The sequence below is a fragment of the Haemophilus influenzae genome (genome assembly GCF_003494325.1).
In the GTDB taxonomy this organism is placed as follows: Bacteria; Pseudomonadota; Gammaproteobacteria; order Enterobacterales; family Pasteurellaceae; genus Haemophilus; species Haemophilus influenzae_I.
Genome location: NZ_QQIK01000001.1, coordinates 475773 through 494940, shown reverse-complemented (window position 1 = coordinate 494940; position 19168 = coordinate 475773). Strand labels below are relative to the sequence as shown.

The window sequence follows — 19168 nt, the reverse complement described above, 5'->3', positions numbered from 1 at the left end:
GTTTCTTCCTTAAAAAATGTGCGCTGATTATAGCAATTTTGTGCTCACTTTATAATGGCGAGCATATAAAAATAAAGGCGTAGAAAGCCAATCTACGCTTTAGAAAACTAAAGTGCGGTTAATTTTTAGATGATTTTAATAGCTTTCTCAAGACTTCACCAATTTCAGCGAGGCTTTTTACACAGGTCACACCAGCGGCTTCTAACGCTGCAATTTTTTCTACTGCAGTACCTTTTCCGCCGCTAATAATGGCTCCCGCATGCCCCATCCGTTTTCCTTTTGGCGCAGTGATTCCCGCAATATAGGCAACCACTGGTTTGGTGACGTTATCTTTAATGAAGATTGCCGCTTCTTCCTCTGCAGAGCCGCCGATCTCGCCAATCATCACAATGGCTTCTGTTTCGGGATCTTGTTGAAATCTTTCGAGAATATCAATAAAACTAGAACCCGGAATGGGATCACCACCGATACCCACACAAGTCGATTGTCCAAAGCCTTCATCTGTAGTTTGTTTTACCGCTTCATAAGTTAAAGTTCCAGAACGAGAAACAATCCCCACTTTACCTTTTTTATGTATGTGAGCGGGCATAATGCCAATTTTACATTCATCAGGCGTAATCACACCTGGGCAATTTGGCCCAATCATTACTACGCCCGTTTCATTTAATTTCTGTTTCACTTTAAGCATATCCAATGTAGGAATACCCTCAGTAATACAGACAATTAACTGAATCCCTGCATCAATAGCTTCAATTATGGCATCTTTACAAAATGATGCTGGCACATAAATGACTGTTGCTGTTGCCCCCGTATTTTCAACAGCTTCACGAACTGTATTAAATACAGGTAAACCAAGATGAGTGGTTCCACCTTTATTTGGCGATACGCCACCAACTAATTGCGTTCCGTAGGCCAATGCTTGTTCAGAATGAAAAGTCCCTTGTCCACCAGTAAAACCTTGGCAAATCACTTTGGTATTTTTATCAATTAAAATCGCCATTAGTGTTCTCCTTTTGCTGCATTCACGGCTAATTCTGCGACTTGTTGTAAACTCTGTGCGGTAAGAATATTAACGTCACTTTCCACTAAAATTTGGCGACCCATTTCAGCATTCGTTCCTTCTAATCGCACAACCACAGGCACTCTCACGCCCACTTCATTTACTGCAGCAATCACGCCTTCAGCAATCAAATCACAACGAACAATGCCACCAAAAATATTCACTAAAATCACTTTAACGGAAGGATCGGTTAAAATGATTTTGAACGCTTCAGCAACCCGCTCTTGCGTTGCACCTCCACCCACATCAAGAAAATTCGCAGGCTTCCCACCATAGAGTTTCACAATATCCATGGTGCCCATTGCAAGCCCAGCCCCGTTTACCATACAACCAATGTCGCCCTCTAAAGCCACATAGTTTAACTGGAATTTTTCAGCTTCTGCTTCACGGGCATCATTTTGAGTTAAATCTTGCAGTGCCAATAAATCTTTATGGCGAAATAAAGCGTTATCATCGACAGATATTTTGGCATCGAGACAAACCAAATTGCCTTGTTGAGTGAGAACAAGTGGATTGACTTCCACTAAAGATAAATCTTTTTCTAAAAACAAACGAGATAATCCCATAAAAATATCGGTAAACTGTTTGTTTTGCGTACCACTTAACCCTAATTTAAACGCCAATTCACGGCCTTGATAAGGCAATCCTCCAAATAAAGGATCAATCTCGACTTTATGGAGTAAGTGCGGTGAATTTTGCGCGACTTCTTCAATATTCATTCCACCAGCAGGAGAAGCAATAAACACCACTTTTTGAGAGGCACGATCAACAATCGCACTTAAGTAAAATTCTTTATCAATATCGCAAGTTTCTTCAAAATAAATCTGGTTTACTGGCTGACCCAATTTATCCGTTTGAAAAGTGACTAAACGTTGTCCCAGCCATTTTTCTGCAAAAGATCTCGCTTCCTCTACATCTTGCACTAATTTAACGCCACCCGCTTTACCACGCCCACCAGCATGAACTTGGCATTTCGCTGCCCACTTATCGCCAGAAAGTTGAGCCAGTACCAAATCGACATCCTCAACAGATTGACAGATTGCCCCATTTTTTACGGGTAATCCATAATGCTCAAATAGTTGTTTTGCTTGGTATTCGTGTAAATTCATTCGCGACGTCCTTTTTGGTTATGAAAACAGTTCACTCAAGGTTTTAATGCTATATGAACCGTGATTTCTTCACGATCGTGATATAAATGTTTTGCTTGGATATCAAAATTTAAATTCTGCTCAGCCAACATAACAGCCAAGTTTTCTAAACATAATATCACTTCTTGATAACGTTTTTTCATGGGTAATTTTAAATTGAAGATGGTTTCTCGGCACCAACCATTCAACAACCATTTACCAATCAATAAAGAAATACGACTTGGTTGCTCCACCATATCACAGACTAACCAATCTACTTTTTTCCTTTTGGGAGGCTGAAATTTAAAACCATCTTCCGCGCAATGTTCAATGCGCCCCGTATCATGCAAACTCGCCGCCATTTTTCCGTGATCAACAGCATAAACAAATAAACCGCGTTTAACTAATTGATACGTCCAACCACCAGGGCAAGCCCCTAAATCAACGCCAATCATATTTTCATTTAAACGTTTATTCTCTTCTTTACGCGGAATAAAAGTCAAAATAGCTTCTTCTAGTTTTAACGTGGAGCGACTCGGCGCATCTGCAGGAAATTTTAAACGAGGGATTCCCATAAAATGGGAGGAATGATTATCCACATAAGAATATCCCACATAACAGCAATTCGGTTTTACAAAAAAACAATGTAAAAATTGACCGCACTTTTGACTCGCCTTTGCCGAAAGCCAACCTTGTTTTTTCAATGCCTGACGTAAAGGCACGGTAAATTTACGACAAAAAGTGGAAAGCTCCTTCGCTTCATTTGTATCTGCAGTTTCTACAAAAAGCTCGCTAGATTGAGCAAAATTAACTTGTTGTGATAATTCTTCAAACGCCGCCACGATGGGACTAATACGATCAGCGGGATCTAAATCTTCCAATAAATCGGAAATAACCATCATCTGACGAGCAAAAATCAAACGGTTAAAAGGAATGTCTCGCGCAAGGCGATCTGCCTCATCAGGTTGATAACATTCAAAAATGACATAGCCCGAATTATCTTGTACTCGAGCAAAACCAAATACACCTAAATGACTTGCTTGATCGGTAATCTCTGCGGCGACTTCTTTCTCAAAACCTGGGCGACAATATAATGCGAGTTTATTCATTTTCTTCTTGTTTAATTGAGTTAATAATCCACTGACGGAATGCTTGAATTTTTTGGTCATCAAGGCGATCAAGATGATTGACCACATAAAATGATTTTGGATCAGGCAAATTAGTCGGCAACACTGCTTGCAATGATCCATTTTCAATTTCTTGCAAGGCTAATAAGCGATTAGCTAATACAATGCCTTGCCCGTGAATTGCTGCCTGTAACGCCATAAATGTATGGCTAAATAACGGTCCTTGCTGAATATTTAAATCATCTAACTGTAAATGATTTGCCATCGCTTGCCAATTATCACAGGTATGAATGTGAATTAATGTGTGTTTTTTTAAATCTTCAGGCTGAATAATTGGATCTTCTGCTAGCAATTCAGGTGAGGCTAAAATCAATAAATTTTCTTCGCAAAGACGATCTACTTGAAGATTCTGCCAATTTCCCAAACCATAATAAATAGCAAGATCAATTTCTTTATTTAACAAACCTTCATCTTGATCCACGCCTGTTAAACGAACCTCAATTTGCGGATAAAGCTGATTAAATTCACTTAAATGTGGCACTAACCATTGGATACCAAAAGTTTGTGGCACACTAATGTTTAAGTGAGGATCTGCTTTTAACATCAACAATCGCTCTGTTGCTTCATTTAAGCGACGCAGAATTTTATTAATATCAACAAAATAAGCTTTACCAAGCTCCGTTAATTCTAAAGAACGATTCTTTCGCTTAAATAATTCAATCCCTAAAAATTCTTCTAATAATTTAATTTGATGACTAACCGCCGCCTGTGTAACACAAAGCTCATCTGCTGCTTTAGTAAAACTTAAATAACGAGCAGCCGACTCAAAAGATTTTAGTGAATTCAATGGTGGCAAACGTTTATACATAAGTATTTCCATTTATAAAATTTTCGTCTATAATGGACAAGATTTATTTCAAATTAGTTTTTCTAATACCTCAAATAAAAAAACGTCACTTGTCCTTTCCTACCCTTTTCCTTACAATACAACCATACTTAATGATTGGTAATTCCTTACTAGTTAATGAGTTTCAGACTTAAGTATGATGTTGTGTTTGCATATAGTTCGGGAAACCGAACTTGAGTAACAATTTGTTACTCATTTACTTCCTGTATATTATTAAACCGATTTGGTTAAACGCTGCTCTCATTGAGTGGCGTTTTTTTCATCCCGATTTTAGCATAACTATATCGTTATTTCCTGCCCTGTTTCCAAAATTTCATTATTCCTTTTTAGTTGGCTAAAAATTGCATCATTTCGAGAATTTATTATTTAAATCACTTCAGGAATGGTGTAGATTAAGCGAAATTTCATTCAAAAAATAATATTAAGGAAGTAAAATGAAAGACTTAGACTGGAATAACCTTGGTTTTAGTTATATTAAAACAGATTACCGCTTCATCGCTCACTGGAAAGATGGCAAATGGGACGAAGGAAAACTCACTACAGATAGCACATTACATATTCACGAAGGTTCAACCGCTCTTCACTACGGTCAGCAATGTTTTGAAGGCTTAAAGGCGTACCGCTGCAAAGATGGTTCAATCAACTTATTCCGCCCGCAAGCAAATGCAGAGCGTATGCAACGTACCGCAGACCGTCTTTTAATGCCACGCGTACCAACTGAATTATTCGTGCGTGCATGTAAAGAAGTGGTTAACGCTAACCAAGATTGGTTGGGTCCTTACGGTTCTGGTGCAACCTTATACTTACGTCCATTCTTAATTGGCGTGGGCGAAAATATCGGCGTGAAAACGGCACCAGAGTTTATTTTCTCTGTTTTTTGTTGCCCAGTGGGTGCTTACTTCAAAGGTGGTTTGGCTCCATCAAACTTTATCACGACTGATTATGACCGTGCTGCACCAATGGGCACTGGTGGTGTGAAAGTGGGTGGGAACTACGCAGCAAGCTTACTTCCACACGAATTAGCCGCAGAACAAGGTACGCCAGAACGTAAATTTGCGGATGCAATCTATTTAGATCCAAAAACTCACACTAAAATTGAAGAAGTCGGTGCGGCAAACTTCTTTGGGATCACAAAAGACAATAAATTCATCACACCAAAATCAGAATCTATTTTACCAAGTATCACTAAATACTCTCTTTTACATATCGCAAAAGAGCGTTTAGGTATGGAAGCTATTGAAGGCGATGTGTATATCGATCAACTCGATCAATTCGTAGAAGCTGGTGCGTGCGGTACAGCGGCGGTGATTACTCCAGTGGGCGGCATTCAACACAACGGAAAATTCCACGTATTCTATTCAGAAACTGAAGTAGGCCCTGTTACCCGTCGTCTTTATGATGAATTAACAGGCATCCAATTCGGTGATATCGAAGCACCTGAAGGCTGGATTGTGAAAGTAGAATAATTTCTACCAATAGAAAAACGAAAGTGCGGTTAAAAATCAACCGCACTTTTTTATTGATTCAATCCCCATTGGCGAGAATCTTTATCAAATTTAACACCTGAATGCGAACCTTCTGCACCGTTAAAATACACATCCTTATTTGCACAAGCTGAAATAATCAACACGCCTGCGATAATCAACAACCATTTTTTCATAAGTAAACCTTTTTGCTAAATTAAAAACCTGCGAATTGTAGCACAACGACTTCACATCCAACGAAATATTTCACTTGTCTTGCTAAAATAGAACTTCCCCACTAGAATACCCCCGTAGTTCGCAAACCTCCTACAATAAAAAACTAGGTAAAATATGAATATTTTCAATCCAAACCACGATCGTAAAGCGATTGTCATCTTTTCAGGTGGACAAGACTCCACGACTTGTTTATTCCAAGCTATTGCTGAATACGGCAAAGAAAACGTAGAAGCCATTACCTTTCAATATGGGCAGCGTCATGCTATTGAGTTAGAAAAGGCGTGCACCATTGCGCAAGATCTCGGCATTAAACAAACCTTGATTGATACATCTGTTATGAAAGCTATCACGCATAATGCATTAATGGATGAACAAGCGCATATTGAGCAAAAAGAGAATGAATTGCCAAACACTTTTGTTGATGGTCGCAATGCCCTATTTTTACTTTATGCAGCGATTTATGCGAAAGGCCAAGGCATTCAAGATATTATCACTGGCGTATGTGAAACAGATTTCAGCGGTTATCCAGATTGCCGAGATGTGTTTATCAAGTCAATGAATGTCACATTAAATTTAGCTATGGATTATCAATTCAATATCAAAACACCATTAATGTATCTCACTAAAGCCCAAACTTGGCAACTTGCTGATGAATTAGGCGTATTAGATTATGTACAAAAACATACTCACACTTGCTATGAAGGCATCGAAGGTGGATGCGGAAAATGCCCAAGCTGTATTTTACGCAATAAAGGTCTAAAGAAATATTTGACTCAAAAAGGTAGAAAAAATGTTTAAAATTTCCAAAGAATTTAGCTTTGACATGGCACATTTATTAGATGGACATGATGGGAAATGTCAAAATTTACATGGACACACATATAAATTACAAGTTGAAATTTCGGGCGACTTATATAAATCAGGTGCAAAAAAAGCAATGGTCATTGATTTTTCAGATCTAAAGTCTATTGTGAAAAAAGTTATTTTAGATCCGATGGATCACGCCTTTATTTATGATCAAACCAATGAGCGAGAAAGCCAAATTGCCACTCTATTGCAAAAGTTAAACTCAAAAACTTTTGGTGTTCCCTTTAGAACTACGGCAGAAGAAATAGCTCGTTTTATTTTTAATCGTTTAAAACATGATGAACAACTGTCCATATCATCCATTCGTTTATGGGAAACCCCAACTTCATTTTGCGAGTATCAGGAGTAAATGTTGATGGAAAAATATCATGATTTTGAACCGAACTTTAACATAGTCGAAATTTTTGAAAGTCTGCAAGGGGAGGGCTTCAATACGGGAATGCCAAGTGTTTTTGTACGATTTGGTAAATGCAATCTAGACTGTCCTTGGTGTGATACACCTTATAATAATTTTAAACGCTGGTCTGTATCACAAATTCTAGAAAAAGTGCGGTCATTTTCGTCAAAGAATATTATCATCACAGGTGGTGAGCCAACAATTGTACCAAAAATTGAATACTTACTTGAACAATTTAAATCAGATGGCTATTTTCTTGCAATTGAAACCAATGGTCTAAAAGCAATTCCTGCACAAATAGATTATATTGCGACGAGTCCTAAGAGCCTTTATGCTCATAAGTATGAAAAGCGTTGCATTCCATTTGCAAATGAAGTACGTATTGTAATGGACAGTAATATGCCATCATTTTGTGAATTGATCGAGCAAAAAATAAAAGCAAAGAATTACTATCTTTCACCTTGTGAAATTGATGGGAAAATGAATTTACTTGAGACTATCACTTTACTTGGTCAATTGAATCAACGTTCAAATAAACCTAAATGGCAGCTAAGTTTACAAACACATAAATTGATTGGTATTGAGTAATAGAAGGAAATATTATTTTTTGATCAGTATATAATTTAGTATATGACGTTCTCTACTTTAGAGTGATCATAATGAAACTTGGATAGCACACTTCTCCCATTCCTTTGTGCTAACCATTTTTTGGAATTTTGTACCATATCTCACTCTTTCTTATTTGTATTAATTATGAATAACATTGAATTTGAGTAACTTTTTAACCTAAAACTTAATTCGGACAAAATCACCGACTATGCGTAAAATGGCGTGCAAGTAGAAGGAAAAGCAAATGTTTATAAAATCATTACAGGAATCCTAGCAAATCAAGTATTGATTAAGTCATTAAACAACATTCCTATGCTATTATTGTTCATCATGGGTATTTTTGGAAAAATGAGAAACCTTGCATTTTAGGAATGAGAGGTAAACGAATTAAAAGTTTGTTTATAAATAGTATAAAAATAGCTTTCAAAGCATATGGTTTTGATGTTGAGTTTAAGGATATAGGAGAATCCCGCTTAATATTATTCTTAAAATGTTCTACCCTACTTTTGATATACTCACAAATCTTATTGTTTCACAAGATAGATGGGACTATAATAACTGTAAATTTAAACAGATTAAAGATAGTTTATGATGGATATTGCGGAATTACTTGACGGACTCAACGATAAACAACGCGAAGCCGTAGCTGCTCCTCTTGGTAATCACTTAGTGCTAGCTGGTGCAGGCTCGGGCAAAACGCGTGTATTGACGCACCGTATTGCTTGGTTAATTGCGGTCGAAAATATTTCTGAAGGCAGCATTATGGCGGTGACGTTTACCAATAAAGCCGCAGCAGAAATGCGTCATCGTATTCAATCTACCCTTGCCAAACACGCACAACATCAATTAGTTGGTATGTGGATTGGCACCTTCCATAGCATTGCTCATCGTTTGTTGCGAGCTCATCATTTAGATGTGGGATTGCCACAAGATTTCCAAATTTTAGATTCAGAAGATCAACTTCGTTTAATTAAACGATTATTAAAATTACATAATTTTGATGAAAAAGCTTTTCCGCCTAAACAGGCTTGTTGGTACATCAATAACAAAAAAGATGAAGGCTTGCGACCAAATGATATTGAAGATTTTAATGATCGCCAAGAACGTGAATGGATTAAAATTTATCAGATCTATCAAGACACTTGCGATCGCGCAGGGTTGGTCGATTTTGCTGAATTATTAATTCGGGTCTATGAATTATTTGAGAAAAAACCATTAATTTTGCAACGTTATCAACAACGTTTTCAGCATATTTTGGTGGATGAATTTCAAGACACCAATAAAATTCAATATAAGTGGATTAAAATTCTTGCTGGAAAAACAGGCAAAGTCATGATCGTAGGCGATGATGATCAATCTATATACGGTTGGCGTGGTGCGCAAATTGAAAATATCCAAAAATTCTTGAAAGATTTCAAAGCCGAGACAATTCTCCTTGAACAAAACTATCGTTCTACCGCCAATATCCTAAACAGCGCAAATGAATTAATTGCAAACAATAGTGATCGTCTTGGTAAAAATTTATGGACAGAGGGTGAAAAAGGCGATCCTGTGGGCATCTATGCTGCCTTTAATGAATTAGATGAAGCAAAATTTGTCGCTTCACAAATTCAGGATTGGGTAGAACATGGCGGAAAACTTGATGATTGCGCTGTACTTTATCGTAGTAATAGCCAATCACGGGTTATTGAAGAAGCCTTAATTCGTTGTCAAATTCCATATCGTATTTATGGCGGTATGCGTTTCTTCGAACGTCAAGAAATTAAAGATGCGTTAGCCTATCTTCGTTTGATTAATAATCGTCAAGATGATGCGGCTTTTGAGCGTGTAATTAATACGCCAACCCGTGGCATTGGCGACCGCACTTTAGATATATTGCGTAACTTAACACGCGAACGCCAAATTACCTTATGGCAAGCAGTACAAGTCGCAACACAAGAAAATATGTTAGCAGGGCGAGCCTCAACAGCCTTATTACGTTTCCAAGAATTAATTAATTCACTACAACTTGATACCGCAGAAATGCCGCTTTTCGCACAAACTGATTTTGTGATTAAACATTCGGGCTTATATGAAATGTATCAACAAGAAAAAGGCGAAAAAGGCGAAGTGCGTATTGAAAACTTGGAAGAATTAGTTACCGCAACCCGTGAATTTATCAAACCTGATGACGCGGAAGAAATGACCGAACTCACTGCCTTTTTAACGCACGCTTCCTTAGAAGCTGGCGAAGAACAAGCCTCGCCGCATCAATCTTGTGTAGAAATGATGACGTTGCACTCTGCGAAAGGCTTAGAATTTCCTCGTGTATTTATGGTGGGCGTAGAAGAAGGATTATTCCCAAGTTTTCGTTCTTTTGAAGAACCCGGACGTTTAGAAGAAGAGCGTCGTTTAGCTTATGTCGGTATTACTCGTGCGCAGAAAAAACTGACCATCTCTTATGCGGAAAGCCGTCGGTTATATGCCAAAGAAGAACGCCATTTGCCATCACGGTTTATCACAGAATTACCGAGAGAATGTATCCAAGAAATTCGTTTACGAGGGACAGTCACGCGTGCGATGAACCTAGCAAAAGTCGGTTCATTGTCGAATACCAGTGCGGTCGAAAATGAATGGAAAATGGGTCAAAAAGTTAAACACGAAAAATTTGGTTTCGGCACAGTGATTAATGTGGAAGGATCTGAAAATAACACACGTTTACAAATAGCGTTCCAAGCTCAAGGCATTAAATGGTTGATTGCGCATTTGGCAAAATTGGAAAAAGTGCGGTAGAATTCAAGAGTATTATATTTTTTACCGATTAATTTCTTTGAAAAGTGCGGTGAATTTTTACCGCACTTTTATTATCTACGAGTGATGGAATGTTTAAATTTGTATTCAAACGAATCTTAATGGTGATCCCTACTTTTATTGCCATTACTCTTATTACCTTTGCCCTTGTGCATTTTATTCCCGGTGATCCTGTGGAAATTCTGATGGGGGAACGTGGCTTAACGGCAGAAGTACATCAACAAATGATGCACCAATTGGGTTTAGATTTACCTCTTTATCAGCAATATTTCCACTATATTGGCAATGTAATTCAAGGGGATTTCGGTGCATCGTTCCGCACTCAACAACCTGTCCTTACTGAATTTTTTACGCTTTTTCCTGCTACCGCTGAATTAGCTTTTTTTGCGTTATTTTGGTCATTATTAGGTGGAATAATTTTAGGCACGATTGCCGCAGTAAAAAAAGACAGTTGGATTTCTCACACCGTTACAGCTGCCTCGCTCACAGGTTATTCTATGCCGATTTTCTGGTGGGGTTTAATTTTAATTTTATATGTTTCGCCACAACTCGGTTTGCCACAAGGTGGACGTTTAGATAATGAATTTTGGATCGATACACCAACAGGATTTATGCTTATTGATAGCTGGCTTTCTGGTATGCCAGGTGCCTTCGAAAATGCAGTGAAATCCTTAATTCTTCCTGCAATAGTCCTAGGCACCGTTCCTCTCGCCATTATTACGCGTATGACACGATCTGCAATGCTGGAAGTGTTAGGTGAAGATTACATTCGCACGGCTAAAGCAAAAGGTTTAAGCTATACTCGAATTGTTATTGTTCACGCATTGCGTAATGCGTTAATTCCTGTTGTCACTGTGGTGGGATTAATTGTAGGTCAATTGCTTTCTGGTGCAGTTCTCACAGAAACTATTTTCTCTTGGCCGGGGATTGGAAAATGGATTATTGATGCCATTCAAGCCCGTGATTATCCTGTGTTGCAAGGTTCTGTACTGATTATTGCGACGATTATTATTGTGGTAAATTTAACCGTCGATTTACTTTACGGCGTGGTCAATCCGCGTATCCGTCATTAATTGTAGGAGAAATTATGTCTGACACGCCTTTAACTTTCGTGCCAAAAACACCCTTACAAGAATTTTGGTTTTACTTTAAACAAAATCGTGGCGCGCTAATTGGTTTAATTTTTATTTTGATTGTTGCCTTAATCAGCATTCTCGCGCCTTATATTGCACCTTTTGATCCAACAGAACAAAATCGTACCGCACTTTTACTTCCCCCTGCTTGGTATGAGGGCGGTAATCCTGCCTATTTACTCGGCACAGACGATATTGGGCGAGATATTCTTTCGCGTATTATTTATGGAACGCGAATTTCCGTCTTTGCGGGATTTATCATCGTATTACTATCTTGCGCCTTTGGTACCAGCCTTGGCTTGATTTCTGGCTATTATGGCGGCGTGCTAGATACAATTATCATTCGCCTAATTGATATTATGCTCGCAATTCCAAACTTACTTTTGACGATTGTAGTCGTCTCTATTTTAGAGCCATCACTCGCCAATGCCACTTTAGCGATCGCCGTGGTATCGATTCCTAGCTATGTGCGTTTAACTCGAGCAGCGATGATGAATGAAAAAAATCGTGATTATGTGACTTCATCTAAAGTGGCAGGGGCAGGTATTTTACGCCTCATGTTTATTGTGATTTTACCAAACTGTTTAGCCCCTTTAATTGTGCAAATGACTATGGGAATATCCAATGCTATCTTAGAACTCGCGACACTTGGTTTCTTAGGCATTGGTGCAAAACCACCAACACCTGAACTTGGCACAATGCTTTCCGAAGCACGTGGTTTTATGCAAGCGGCAAACTGGTTGGTTACAATTCCTGGCTTAGTGATTTTATCTTTGGTACTTGCTTTCAACTTAATGGGCGATGGCTTGCGTGATGCCCTTGATCCAAAACTCAAACAATAGGAAAACAGAATGGCATTATTAGACGTAAAAGAACTTTCTGTTCACTTTGGCGATAAAAAAACGCCATTTAAAGCAGTGGATCGCATTAGCTATCAAGTCGCACAAGGCGAAGTGCTTGGCATTGTAGGAGAATCAGGCTCAGGTAAATCTGTGAGTTCTCTCGCAATTATGGGATTAATTGATCATCCTGGACGTGTATCTGCTGAATCCTTGCAATTTGAAAATACTGATTTACTCACTTTAGAGAGTAAAGCTAAACGTCAGCTTATTGGTGCTGATGTTGCAATGATTTTCCAAGATCCGATGACAAGTTTGAATCCTGCTTATACTGTGGGCTTCCAAATTATGGAAGCGTTAAAAACTCACGAAGGCGGCACAAAAAAGGCGAGAAAAGACCGCACTTTAGAGCTTTTAAAATTGGTCGGTATTCCTGATCCTGAATCTCGGATTGATGTTTATCCCCATCAGCTGTCTGGTGGAATGAGCCAGCGCGTGATGATTGCGATGGCAATTGCTTGCAGACCTAAATTATTGATTGCTGACGAACCAACCACGGCATTGGACGTGACTATCCAAGCTCAAATTATGGAACTCTTACTTGAATTGCAAAAGAAAGAATGTATGTCCCTAATTTTGATTACTCACGATCTAGCACTTGTGGCTGAAGCGGCAGAGCGAATTATCGTGATGTATGCTGGACAAATCGTTGAAGAAGGCACCGCAAAAGATATTTTCCGCGAACCAAAACATCCTTACACACAAGCCTTGTTACGTTCATTACCTGAATTTGCAGAGGGAAAATCTCGCTTAGAATCATTACAAGGGGTCGTCCCTGGAAAATACGATCGCCCAACAGGCTGTTTATTAAATCCTCGCTGCCCTTATGCCACCGAATATTGTCGCCAAGTTGAACCTCAATTGCATCATATCGGTTCGCGTAAAGTAAAATGCCATACTCCGCTGAACGAGCAAGGCAATCCAGTTGAATATCAAGGAGCTTAATAATGACGAATGAAGTAAAAGAAAATACGCCATTATTAAATGCCATTGGCTTAAAAAAATATTACCCTGTAAAAAAAGGCTTGTTTGCAAAACCACAGCAAGTAAAAGCGTTGGATGGTGTCTCTTTTCAGCTTGAACGAGGTAAAACTTTAGCAGTCGTGGGTGAATCAGGTTGTGGAAAATCAACGCTAGGTCGTTTATTGACAATGATTGAAGAACCAACCAAAGGCGAACTTTATTACAAAGGGCATAATTTTTTAGAAAATGATTCTGAAACAAAAGCACTACGTCGTAAAAAAATTCAAATAGTTTTTCAAAATCCTTACGCATCGTTAAATCCACGCAAAAAGATTGGTTCAATTTTGGAAGAACCATTAATCATCAATACAAAACTTTCCGCCAAAGAACGGCGAGAAAAAGTTTTATCGATGATGGAAAAAGTGGGCTTGCGCGCTGAATTTTATGATCGTTATCCCCACATGTTCTCAGGCGGACAACGCCAACGTATTGCCATCGCTCGTGGTTTAATGTTAGATCCCGATGTCGTTGTTGCCGATGAGCCTGTTTCTGCATTGGATGTTTCCGTGCGTGCACAAGTACTGAATTTAATGATGGATTTACAAGATGAATTAGGCTTGTCTTACGTGTTCATTTCACACGATCTTTCTGTGGTAGAACATATCGCTGATGAAGTGATGGTAATGTATCTAGGTCGTTGTATTGAAAAAGGGACGACAGAGCAGATTTTTTCTAATCCTCAGCATCCTTATACCAAAGCGTTACTTTCAGCGACACCACGTTTGTCGCCAAACTTGCGCCGTGAACGCATAAAACTGACAGGCGAATTGCCAAGCCCAATTAATCCGCCAAAAGGCTGTGCATTTAATCCTCGTTGTTGGAAAGCGACAGAAAAATGTCGTGAAAATCAACCGCACTTGGAACAATATACTGATGGAAAATTAATCGCTTGTTTCCATATTGATTAAATTCATTTTGTCAGATTTATAAATAGGCTCATTTTTTCTCTCGCCAATAGGTTGCAAATCGAGGTTTTCCACTATTCGTAATGCCTCGATATTTATAAGTAATCACAGATCCTATCGGAGGGGGATTTTCTCGTTCGTTTAAATTAAAACCCGAACCAATTTTAAATTCTCCCCGATGATTTTTACAAGTTAAAGCACCCATCACATTTTCAAATTGTCCTTTGCCTTTATGGTGTGCAATAACCGTACATTCTTCATCTCGTGCTGTTTTCAATTTTAAAATTTGTGAGCTTCGCTTACGTTCATAAGGTGCATTAGGGTTACGTACAACAACGCCCTCGCCTTGCAAATTTTCGACTTGTGCAAGAAATTGATATAAATGGGTTTTATCTTTAACAGGAATTTGCTCAATAATTTCAATATAAGTTGTAGGATATTCAAGTAAATAGGCTTTCAATTTAGCTAAACGCTCAAATAAATTGCCCTCTGCATCAGGCACATCAAAAACATACAATTTAAGTTTTGCCCAACCATCGCCTTTAAAAGATTTTGTGATGGATGAAATTTCCTCAAAATGATTTCGCTCACTAAATAATTCGCCATCAATCGCAAAAGGCGGAAAATCCTTAATGAAATAAGCTGGCGGCGATAAAGGTTGCCCTTGTCGGGTTAATAATTGCTTTCCATTCCAATAACCGCGTACGCCATCTAACTTTTCAGACATCACCCAACCCTCTATGGGTTGATTATTGTAGGTATGAAGAAGCATTAAATCTGAGTTAGCAAAAGCAAAAGAACTAGCAAAGAAAAGTAACAAAGTGCGGTAAAATTTCATTGTGTTTTTGAAAATTAAGGGCTAAGAATTTACGTAAGATAAACATATCTTGAAAAATCCCCAACTACTCAAACTTATTTTTTCGATCTAAATCGCAAAAAATCATTATTTCATCGAAAAAAGATGAATTTTTATTTAGGCTAGCGAAGAATCTTCATCTGCTATACAATGCCATCGCGATTTTATTCCCAACAAGGAGCAATCAATGTATTTAGATCAAATCAAAGCGGAACTTGTGGAAGCACAAGATGTGTTAAACAAATTTATTTCTGACGAAAATAACATTAAATTAATTCAAGAAGCGGCATTATTAATTTCGAATAGCTTCAAACAAGGAGGCAAAGTGCTTTCTTGTGGTAATGGCGGTTCGCACTGTGATGCGATGCATTTTGCAGAAGAATTAACGGGTCGTTATCGTGAAAATCGTCCTGGCTACCCCGCTATTGCGATTTCAGATGCAAGCCATTTAAGCTGTGTAAGTAATGATTTTGGTTATGAATATGTATTTTCTCGCTATGTTGAAGCGGTGGGGCAAAAAGGCGATGTGTTATTCGGTTTATCAACCTCTGGTAATTCAAAAAATATTTTAAACGCCATTGAAGCGGCAAAAGCAAAAGGCATGAAAGTCATTGCGATGACAGGCAAAGATGGCGGAAAAATGGCAGGATTAGCGGATGTTGAAATTCGTGTACCCCATTTCCGTTATGCAGATCGTATTCAAGAAATCCATATCAAAGTTATTCATATTTTAATGATGTTAATTGAGTTTGAAATGGCAAAAAAAGCCTAAAGTGCGGTTGATTTCAATCGAGTTTTTAAAATCCCAAATTTTTTGGGATTTTTTATTAATAGCACTTGCATAATTATGCATAAAAATGTAATATTTTTTCATCTTATAAAGCATAGAGAAGAAAAATGGCTATTCGTGTTAAAAATCTCAATTTCTTTTACGGTTCATCACAAACGTTATTTGATATTAACCTTGAAGCAGAAGAAGGCGATACCGTTGTGTTGCTGGGCCCAAGTGGTGCAGGCAAAAGTACATTAATTCGCACATTAAATTTGTTAGAAGTGCCAAAGTCTGGTGAATTAAGTATTGCAAACAATGAATTTAATTTATCCAATGCAATGGCAAATCCCAAAGCAATCCGACAATTACGTCAAGATGTAGGAATGGTTTTTCAACAATATCATCTTTGGCCGCACTTAACGGTAATTGAAAACCTAATTGAAGCACCAATGAAAGTGCGTGGTGTGAGTGAAAATGAAGCGAAAACCGATGCAATGGAATTGTTAAAACGTTTACGTTTAGAACAACTTGCCGATCGCTTTCCATTGCATTTATCAGGCGGTCAGCAACAACGTGTTGCAATAGCGCGCGCACTAATGATGAAGCCACAAGTTCTATTATTTGATGAACCAACGGCTGCGCTAGATCCAGAAATTACAGCGCAAGTTGTAGATATTATTAAAGAATTACAAGAAACTGGCATTACGCAAGTGATTGTGACCCACGAAGTCAATGTGGCGCAAAAAGTGGCGACAAAAGTCGTCTATATGGAACAAGGTAAAATCGTCGAAATGGGATCGGCTGATTGCTTTGAAAATCCAAAAACGGAACAATTTAAACACTATCTTTCTCACTAGAAAATAAGGAACTTACAATGAAAAAAACATTATTAACTGCCATTTTATTGGGATCATCTATTGCTGTAAGCGCACAAGAACTCACTTTTGCAATGGAACCTAGCTATCCACCATTTGAAACCACAAATGCAAAAGGCGAAATTATCGGGTTTGATGTTGATGTGACAAATGCAATTTGTCAAGAAATTCAAGCAACCTGTAAATTCAAGAGCGAAACCTTTGATGCGTTAATTCCAAATTTAAAAGCAAAACGTTTTGATGCAGCAATTTCCGCAATCGATATTACCGATGCTCGTGCAAAACAAGTGTTATTCTCTGATGCGTATTACGATAGCTCTGCAAGCTATGTTGCTCTTAAAGGCAAAGCAACCTTAGAAAGTGCAAAAAATATAGGTGTTCAAAATGGTACAACATTCCAACAATATACCGTAGCAGAAACCAAGCAATATAGTCCAAAATCCTATGCAAGTTTACAAAATGCCATTTTAGACTTAAAGAGCGGTCGGATTGACATTATTTTTGGCGATACCGCCGTGCTCGCCGATATGATTTCCAAAGAGCCAGAAATTCAATTTATAGGCGAAAAAGTGACCAATAAAAAATATTTTGGTAATGGTTTAGGTATTGCAATGCACAAATCAAACAAAGATTTGGCTGCACAATTAAACAAAGGTTTAGCTGCAATTAAAGCAAATGGTGAATACCAAAAAATCTATGATAAATGGATGACAAAATAATTTATGTTTTCTGACTTTCTTTCTTTAATGTTTACCGCTGCTCTAATGACTTTAGGGCTTGCGGTCTGTTCATTAATCCTAGGCTTATTTTTAAGCCTAATTTTTGCCGCACTTGAAGCAAATCGTTTTGTTGGCAAGCCGATGACAGTATTTGTGGTATTATTACGTGGCTTACCCGAAATTATTGTTGTATTACTTGTCTATTTTGGTTCTACTGAATTAGTAGAAATGCTGACAGGAGAATACATTGAATTTGGTGCATTTGGCTGTGGCGTGCTTGCGCTTTCTCTTATTTTTGCAGCTTATGCTTCACAAACATTACGCGGCGCAATTCAAGCCATACCAAAAGGACAATGGGAATCAGGTGCAGCGTTAGGCTTAAGCAAAAGCTATACGTTCATTCATATTGTTATGCCACAAGTATGGCGTCACGCCTTACCTGGTTTAAGCAACCAATGGCTTGTATTGCTAAAAGATACGGCATTGGTTTCATTAATTGGCGTGGACGATTTGATGCGCCAAGCGGATCTGATTAATACCAACACCCATCAGCCTTTTACTTGGTATGGTATTGCTGCGTTAATTTATTTGGCAGTGACATTAATTAGCCAAGTTGGTATTCGAAAATTAGAGCTGCGTTTTACTCGTTTTGAAAGGGGCGTGAAATAATGTTTCAAGAATATTTAAGCGTGATCGTACAAGGGATTCCAACGAGTTTGTTGCTTACTGTCGTATCCTTACTGATTGCTTTCTTTTTAGCCTTATTTCTTACTTTTTTACTTTCAATGGAAAACAAATGGGTAAAAAGAGCGGTTAATTTATACCTTACTTTATTCACTGGCACGCCACTGTTAGTACAGTTCTTTTTAATTTATGCAGGACCAGGCCAATTTCAATGGATTATTGACAGCCCATTATGGTATGTCTTATCCAATGCGTGGTTCTGTGCTGCATTAGCTTTAGCACTAAACAGTGCAGCCTATTCCACCCAATTATTTCATGGCGCAGTGAAAGCCATTCCCAAAGGACAATGGGAAAGTTGCGCAGCGTTAGGGTTAAGCCGATTACAGACACTCAAAATCTTAATTCCCTACGCTTTAAAACGCGCATTGCCGTCTTACAGTAACGAAATTATTTTGGTATTTAAAGGAACGGCATTAGCATCCACCATTACGATTATGGATATTATGGGTTACGCTCGCCAACTTTATGGGACAGAATATGATGCACTCACAATTTACGGCATTGCGGGCGGTATCTATTTAATTATCACAGGCATTGCAACATTATTACTACGTAAATTAGAGAAAAAAGTATTGGCATTTGAACGTTTTGAAGTAAGCAAAGCATAAAGTGCGGTAAAATTTTTAGTGATTTTAAATCCCAATCTCCGTTGGGATTT

20 protein-coding genes and 1 riboswitch are annotated in these 19168 nt (G+C 38.2%); of the genes, 14 read left to right on the top strand and 6 right to left on the bottom strand.

Annotated elements, in window-relative coordinates; genetic code table 11:
* Positions 1-118: 118 nt before the first annotated feature.
* Genes sucD through DV356_RS02480 form a run of 4 tightly spaced genes read right to left on the bottom strand, consistent with a single transcriptional unit; the run spans position 119 to position 4182 of the window.
* Complete coding sequence (gene sucD, locus DV356_RS02495) at positions 119-1000, bottom strand: succinate--CoA ligase subunit alpha (RefSeq protein ID WP_118806472.1); 882 nt, start codon at positions 998-1000, stop codon at positions 119-121.
* A complete protein-coding gene (sucC, locus tag DV356_RS02490; RefSeq protein WP_112119113.1) occupies positions 1000-2169 on the bottom strand; it encodes an ADP-forming succinate--CoA ligase subunit beta in 1170 nt (389 codons plus the stop codon). Before sucC ends, sucD begins: the two co-directional genes overlap by 1 nt.
* 35 nt (positions 2170-2204) lie before the next feature.
* A complete protein-coding gene (rlmM, locus tag DV356_RS02485; protein WP_112119112.1) occupies positions 2205-3296 on the bottom strand; it encodes a 23S rRNA (cytidine(2498)-2'-O)-methyltransferase RlmM in 1092 nt (363 codons plus the stop codon).
* Positions 3289-4182 (bottom strand): transcriptional regulator GcvA, encoded by an 894-nt coding sequence (locus DV356_RS02480; protein WP_005653692.1) that lies wholly within the window; start codon positions 4180-4182, stop codon positions 3289-3291. The genes rlmM and DV356_RS02480 overlap by 8 nt, the downstream gene beginning before the upstream one ends.
* A 473-nt stretch (positions 4183-4655) precedes the next feature.
* Here DV356_RS02480 and ilvE point away from each other — a divergent pair, with 473 nt between their 5' ends.
* A complete protein-coding gene (gene ilvE, locus DV356_RS02475) occupies positions 4656-5687 on the top strand; it encodes a branched-chain-amino-acid transaminase (RefSeq protein WP_112119111.1) in 1032 nt (343 codons plus the stop codon).
* Positions 5688-5737: 50 nt separating this feature from the next.
* Here the strand turns inward: ilvE and DV356_RS02470 are convergent, their stop codons facing one another.
* The gene (locus tag DV356_RS02470) at positions 5738-5881 is read right to left on the bottom strand and encodes a hypothetical protein (protein ID WP_065245225.1); all 144 of its coding nucleotides are present in this window, start codon (positions 5879-5881) and stop codon (positions 5738-5740) included.
* 108 nt (positions 5882-5989) lie between these two features.
* A riboswitch (PreQ1 riboswitch) is annotated at positions 5990-6034 on the top strand.
* 1 nt (position 6035) lies between these two features.
* Here DV356_RS02470 and queC point away from each other — a divergent pair.
* The 8 genes from queC (at position 6036) to DV356_RS02425 (ending at position 14547) form a co-directional block, all read left to right on the top strand.
* Complete coding sequence (queC, locus tag DV356_RS02465; protein ID WP_112119110.1) at positions 6036-6719, top strand: 7-cyano-7-deazaguanine synthase QueC; 684 nt, start codon at positions 6036-6038, stop codon at positions 6717-6719.
* Complete coding sequence (gene queD / locus DV356_RS02460; protein WP_005663812.1) at positions 6712-7137, top strand: 6-carboxytetrahydropterin synthase QueD; 426 nt, start codon at positions 6712-6714, stop codon at positions 7135-7137. Before queC ends, queD begins: the two co-directional genes overlap by 8 nt.
* Positions 7138-7773, top strand: coding sequence for a 7-carboxy-7-deazaguanine synthase QueE (locus DV356_RS02455; protein ID WP_005686506.1), 636 nt, complete (start codon positions 7138-7140; stop codon positions 7771-7773).
* Positions 7774-8385: 612 nt separating this feature from the next.
* Positions 8386-10566 (top strand): DNA helicase II, encoded by a 2181-nt coding sequence (gene uvrD / locus DV356_RS02445; protein WP_192882152.1) that lies wholly within the window; start codon positions 8386-8388, stop codon positions 10564-10566.
* Between the two features lie 89 nt (positions 10567-10655).
* Positions 10656-11657, top strand: coding sequence for an ABC transporter permease subunit (locus DV356_RS02440; protein ID WP_005647473.1), 1002 nt, complete (start codon positions 10656-10658; stop codon positions 11655-11657).
* Between the two features lie 14 nt (positions 11658-11671).
* Positions 11672-12559 carry an ABC transporter permease subunit gene (locus DV356_RS02435; protein WP_005667420.1) on the top strand — a complete coding sequence of 296 codons (888 nt, stop codon included), beginning with the start codon at positions 11672-11674 and terminating at the stop codon, positions 12557-12559.
* Positions 12560-12568: 9 nt separating this feature from the next.
* The gene (gene dppD / locus DV356_RS02430) at positions 12569-13561 is read left to right on the top strand and encodes a dipeptide ABC transporter ATP-binding protein (RefSeq protein WP_005694258.1); all 993 of its coding nucleotides are present in this window, start codon (positions 12569-12571) and stop codon (positions 13559-13561) included.
* A 2-nt stretch (positions 13562-13563) separates the two neighbouring features.
* Positions 13564-14547 (top strand): peptide ABC transporter ATP-binding protein, encoded by a 984-nt coding sequence (locus DV356_RS02425; protein WP_005663823.1) that lies wholly within the window; start codon positions 13564-13566, stop codon positions 14545-14547.
* Between the two features lie 28 nt (positions 14548-14575).
* Here DV356_RS02425 and DV356_RS02420 read toward each other — a convergent pair whose 3' ends face one another.
* On the bottom strand, positions 14576-15382 hold the full coding sequence (locus DV356_RS02420; RefSeq protein ID WP_041174784.1) for a DNA ligase: 807 nt from the start codon (positions 15380-15382) through the stop codon (positions 14576-14578).
* A gap of 205 nt (positions 15383-15587) precedes the next feature.
* On the opposite strand from DV356_RS02420, the gene lpcA reads away from it, so the two are divergent.
* The 5 genes from lpcA (at position 15588) to artM (ending at position 19118) form a co-directional block, all read left to right on the top strand.
* The gene (lpcA, locus tag DV356_RS02415; RefSeq protein WP_118806470.1) at positions 15588-16172 is read left to right on the top strand and encodes a D-sedoheptulose 7-phosphate isomerase; all 585 of its coding nucleotides are present in this window, start codon (positions 15588-15590) and stop codon (positions 16170-16172) included.
* Positions 16173-16297: 125 nt separating this feature from the next.
* Positions 16298-17029, top strand: coding sequence for an arginine ABC transporter ATP-binding protein ArtP (gene artP / locus DV356_RS02410; protein WP_005670658.1), 732 nt, complete (start codon positions 16298-16300; stop codon positions 17027-17029).
* 17 nt (positions 17030-17046) lie between these two features.
* The gene (locus DV356_RS02405) at positions 17047-17766 is read left to right on the top strand and encodes a lysine/arginine/ornithine ABC transporter substrate-binding protein (protein ID WP_118806469.1); all 720 of its coding nucleotides are present in this window, start codon (positions 17047-17049) and stop codon (positions 17764-17766) included.
* Between the two features lie 3 nt (positions 17767-17769).
* Positions 17770-18435, top strand: a complete 666-nt coding sequence (artQ, locus tag DV356_RS02400) for an arginine ABC transporter permease ArtQ (protein WP_065251623.1) — start codon at positions 17770-17772, stop codon at positions 18433-18435.
* Complete coding sequence (gene artM, locus DV356_RS02395; protein WP_065251622.1) at positions 18435-19118, top strand: arginine ABC transporter permease ArtM; 684 nt, start codon at positions 18435-18437, stop codon at positions 19116-19118. Before artQ ends, artM begins: the two co-directional genes overlap by 1 nt.
* Positions 19119-19168 lie beyond the last annotated feature (50 nt).

Excerpts from the sequence above, each read along its gene's own strand:
- sucD (WP_118806472.1), bottom strand. The coding sequence starts at position 1,000 with ATGGCGATTTTAATTGATAAAAATACCAAAGTGATTTGCCAAGGTTTT.
- sucC (WP_112119113.1), bottom strand. The coding sequence starts at position 2,169 with ATGAATTTACACGAATACCAAGCAAAACAACTATTTGAGCATTATGGA.
- rlmM (WP_112119112.1), bottom strand. The coding sequence starts at position 3,296 with ATGAATAAACTCGCATTATATTGTCGCCCAGGTTTTGAGAAAGAAGTC.
- DV356_RS02480 (WP_005653692.1), bottom strand. The coding sequence starts at position 4,182 with ATGTATAAACGTTTGCCACCATTGAATTCACTAAAATCTTTTGAGTCG.
- ilvE (WP_112119111.1), top strand. The coding sequence starts at position 4,656 with ATGAAAGACTTAGACTGGAATAACCTTGGTTTTAGTTATATTAAAACA.
- DV356_RS02470 (WP_065245225.1), bottom strand. The coding sequence starts at position 5,881 with ATGAAAAAATGGTTGTTGATTATCGCAGGCGTGTTGATTATTTCAGCT.
- queC (WP_112119110.1), top strand. The coding sequence starts at position 6,036 with ATGAATATTTTCAATCCAAACCACGATCGTAAAGCGATTGTCATCTTT.
- queD (WP_005663812.1), top strand. The coding sequence starts at position 6,712 with ATGTTTAAAATTTCCAAAGAATTTAGCTTTGACATGGCACATTTATTA.
- DV356_RS02455 (WP_005686506.1), top strand. The coding sequence starts at position 7,138 with ATGTTGATGGAAAAATATCATGATTTTGAACCGAACTTTAACATAGTC.
- uvrD (WP_192882152.1), top strand. The coding sequence starts at position 8,386 with ATGGATATTGCGGAATTACTTGACGGACTCAACGATAAACAACGCGAA.
- DV356_RS02440 (WP_005647473.1), top strand. The coding sequence starts at position 10,656 with ATGTTTAAATTTGTATTCAAACGAATCTTAATGGTGATCCCTACTTTT.
- DV356_RS02435 (WP_005667420.1), top strand. The coding sequence starts at position 11,672 with ATGTCTGACACGCCTTTAACTTTCGTGCCAAAAACACCCTTACAAGAA.
- dppD (WP_005694258.1), top strand. The coding sequence starts at position 12,569 with ATGGCATTATTAGACGTAAAAGAACTTTCTGTTCACTTTGGCGATAAA.
- DV356_RS02425 (WP_005663823.1), top strand. The coding sequence starts at position 13,564 with ATGACGAATGAAGTAAAAGAAAATACGCCATTATTAAATGCCATTGGC.
- DV356_RS02420 (WP_041174784.1), bottom strand. The coding sequence starts at position 15,382 with ATGAAATTTTACCGCACTTTGTTACTTTTCTTTGCTAGTTCTTTTGCT.
- lpcA (WP_118806470.1), top strand. The coding sequence starts at position 15,588 with ATGTATTTAGATCAAATCAAAGCGGAACTTGTGGAAGCACAAGATGTG.
- artP (WP_005670658.1), top strand. The coding sequence starts at position 16,298 with ATGGCTATTCGTGTTAAAAATCTCAATTTCTTTTACGGTTCATCACAA.
- DV356_RS02405 (WP_118806469.1), top strand. The coding sequence starts at position 17,047 with ATGAAAAAAACATTATTAACTGCCATTTTATTGGGATCATCTATTGCT.
- artQ (WP_065251623.1), top strand. The coding sequence starts at position 17,770 with ATGTTTTCTGACTTTCTTTCTTTAATGTTTACCGCTGCTCTAATGACT.
- artM (WP_065251622.1), top strand. The coding sequence starts at position 18,435 with ATGTTTCAAGAATATTTAAGCGTGATCGTACAAGGGATTCCAACGAGT.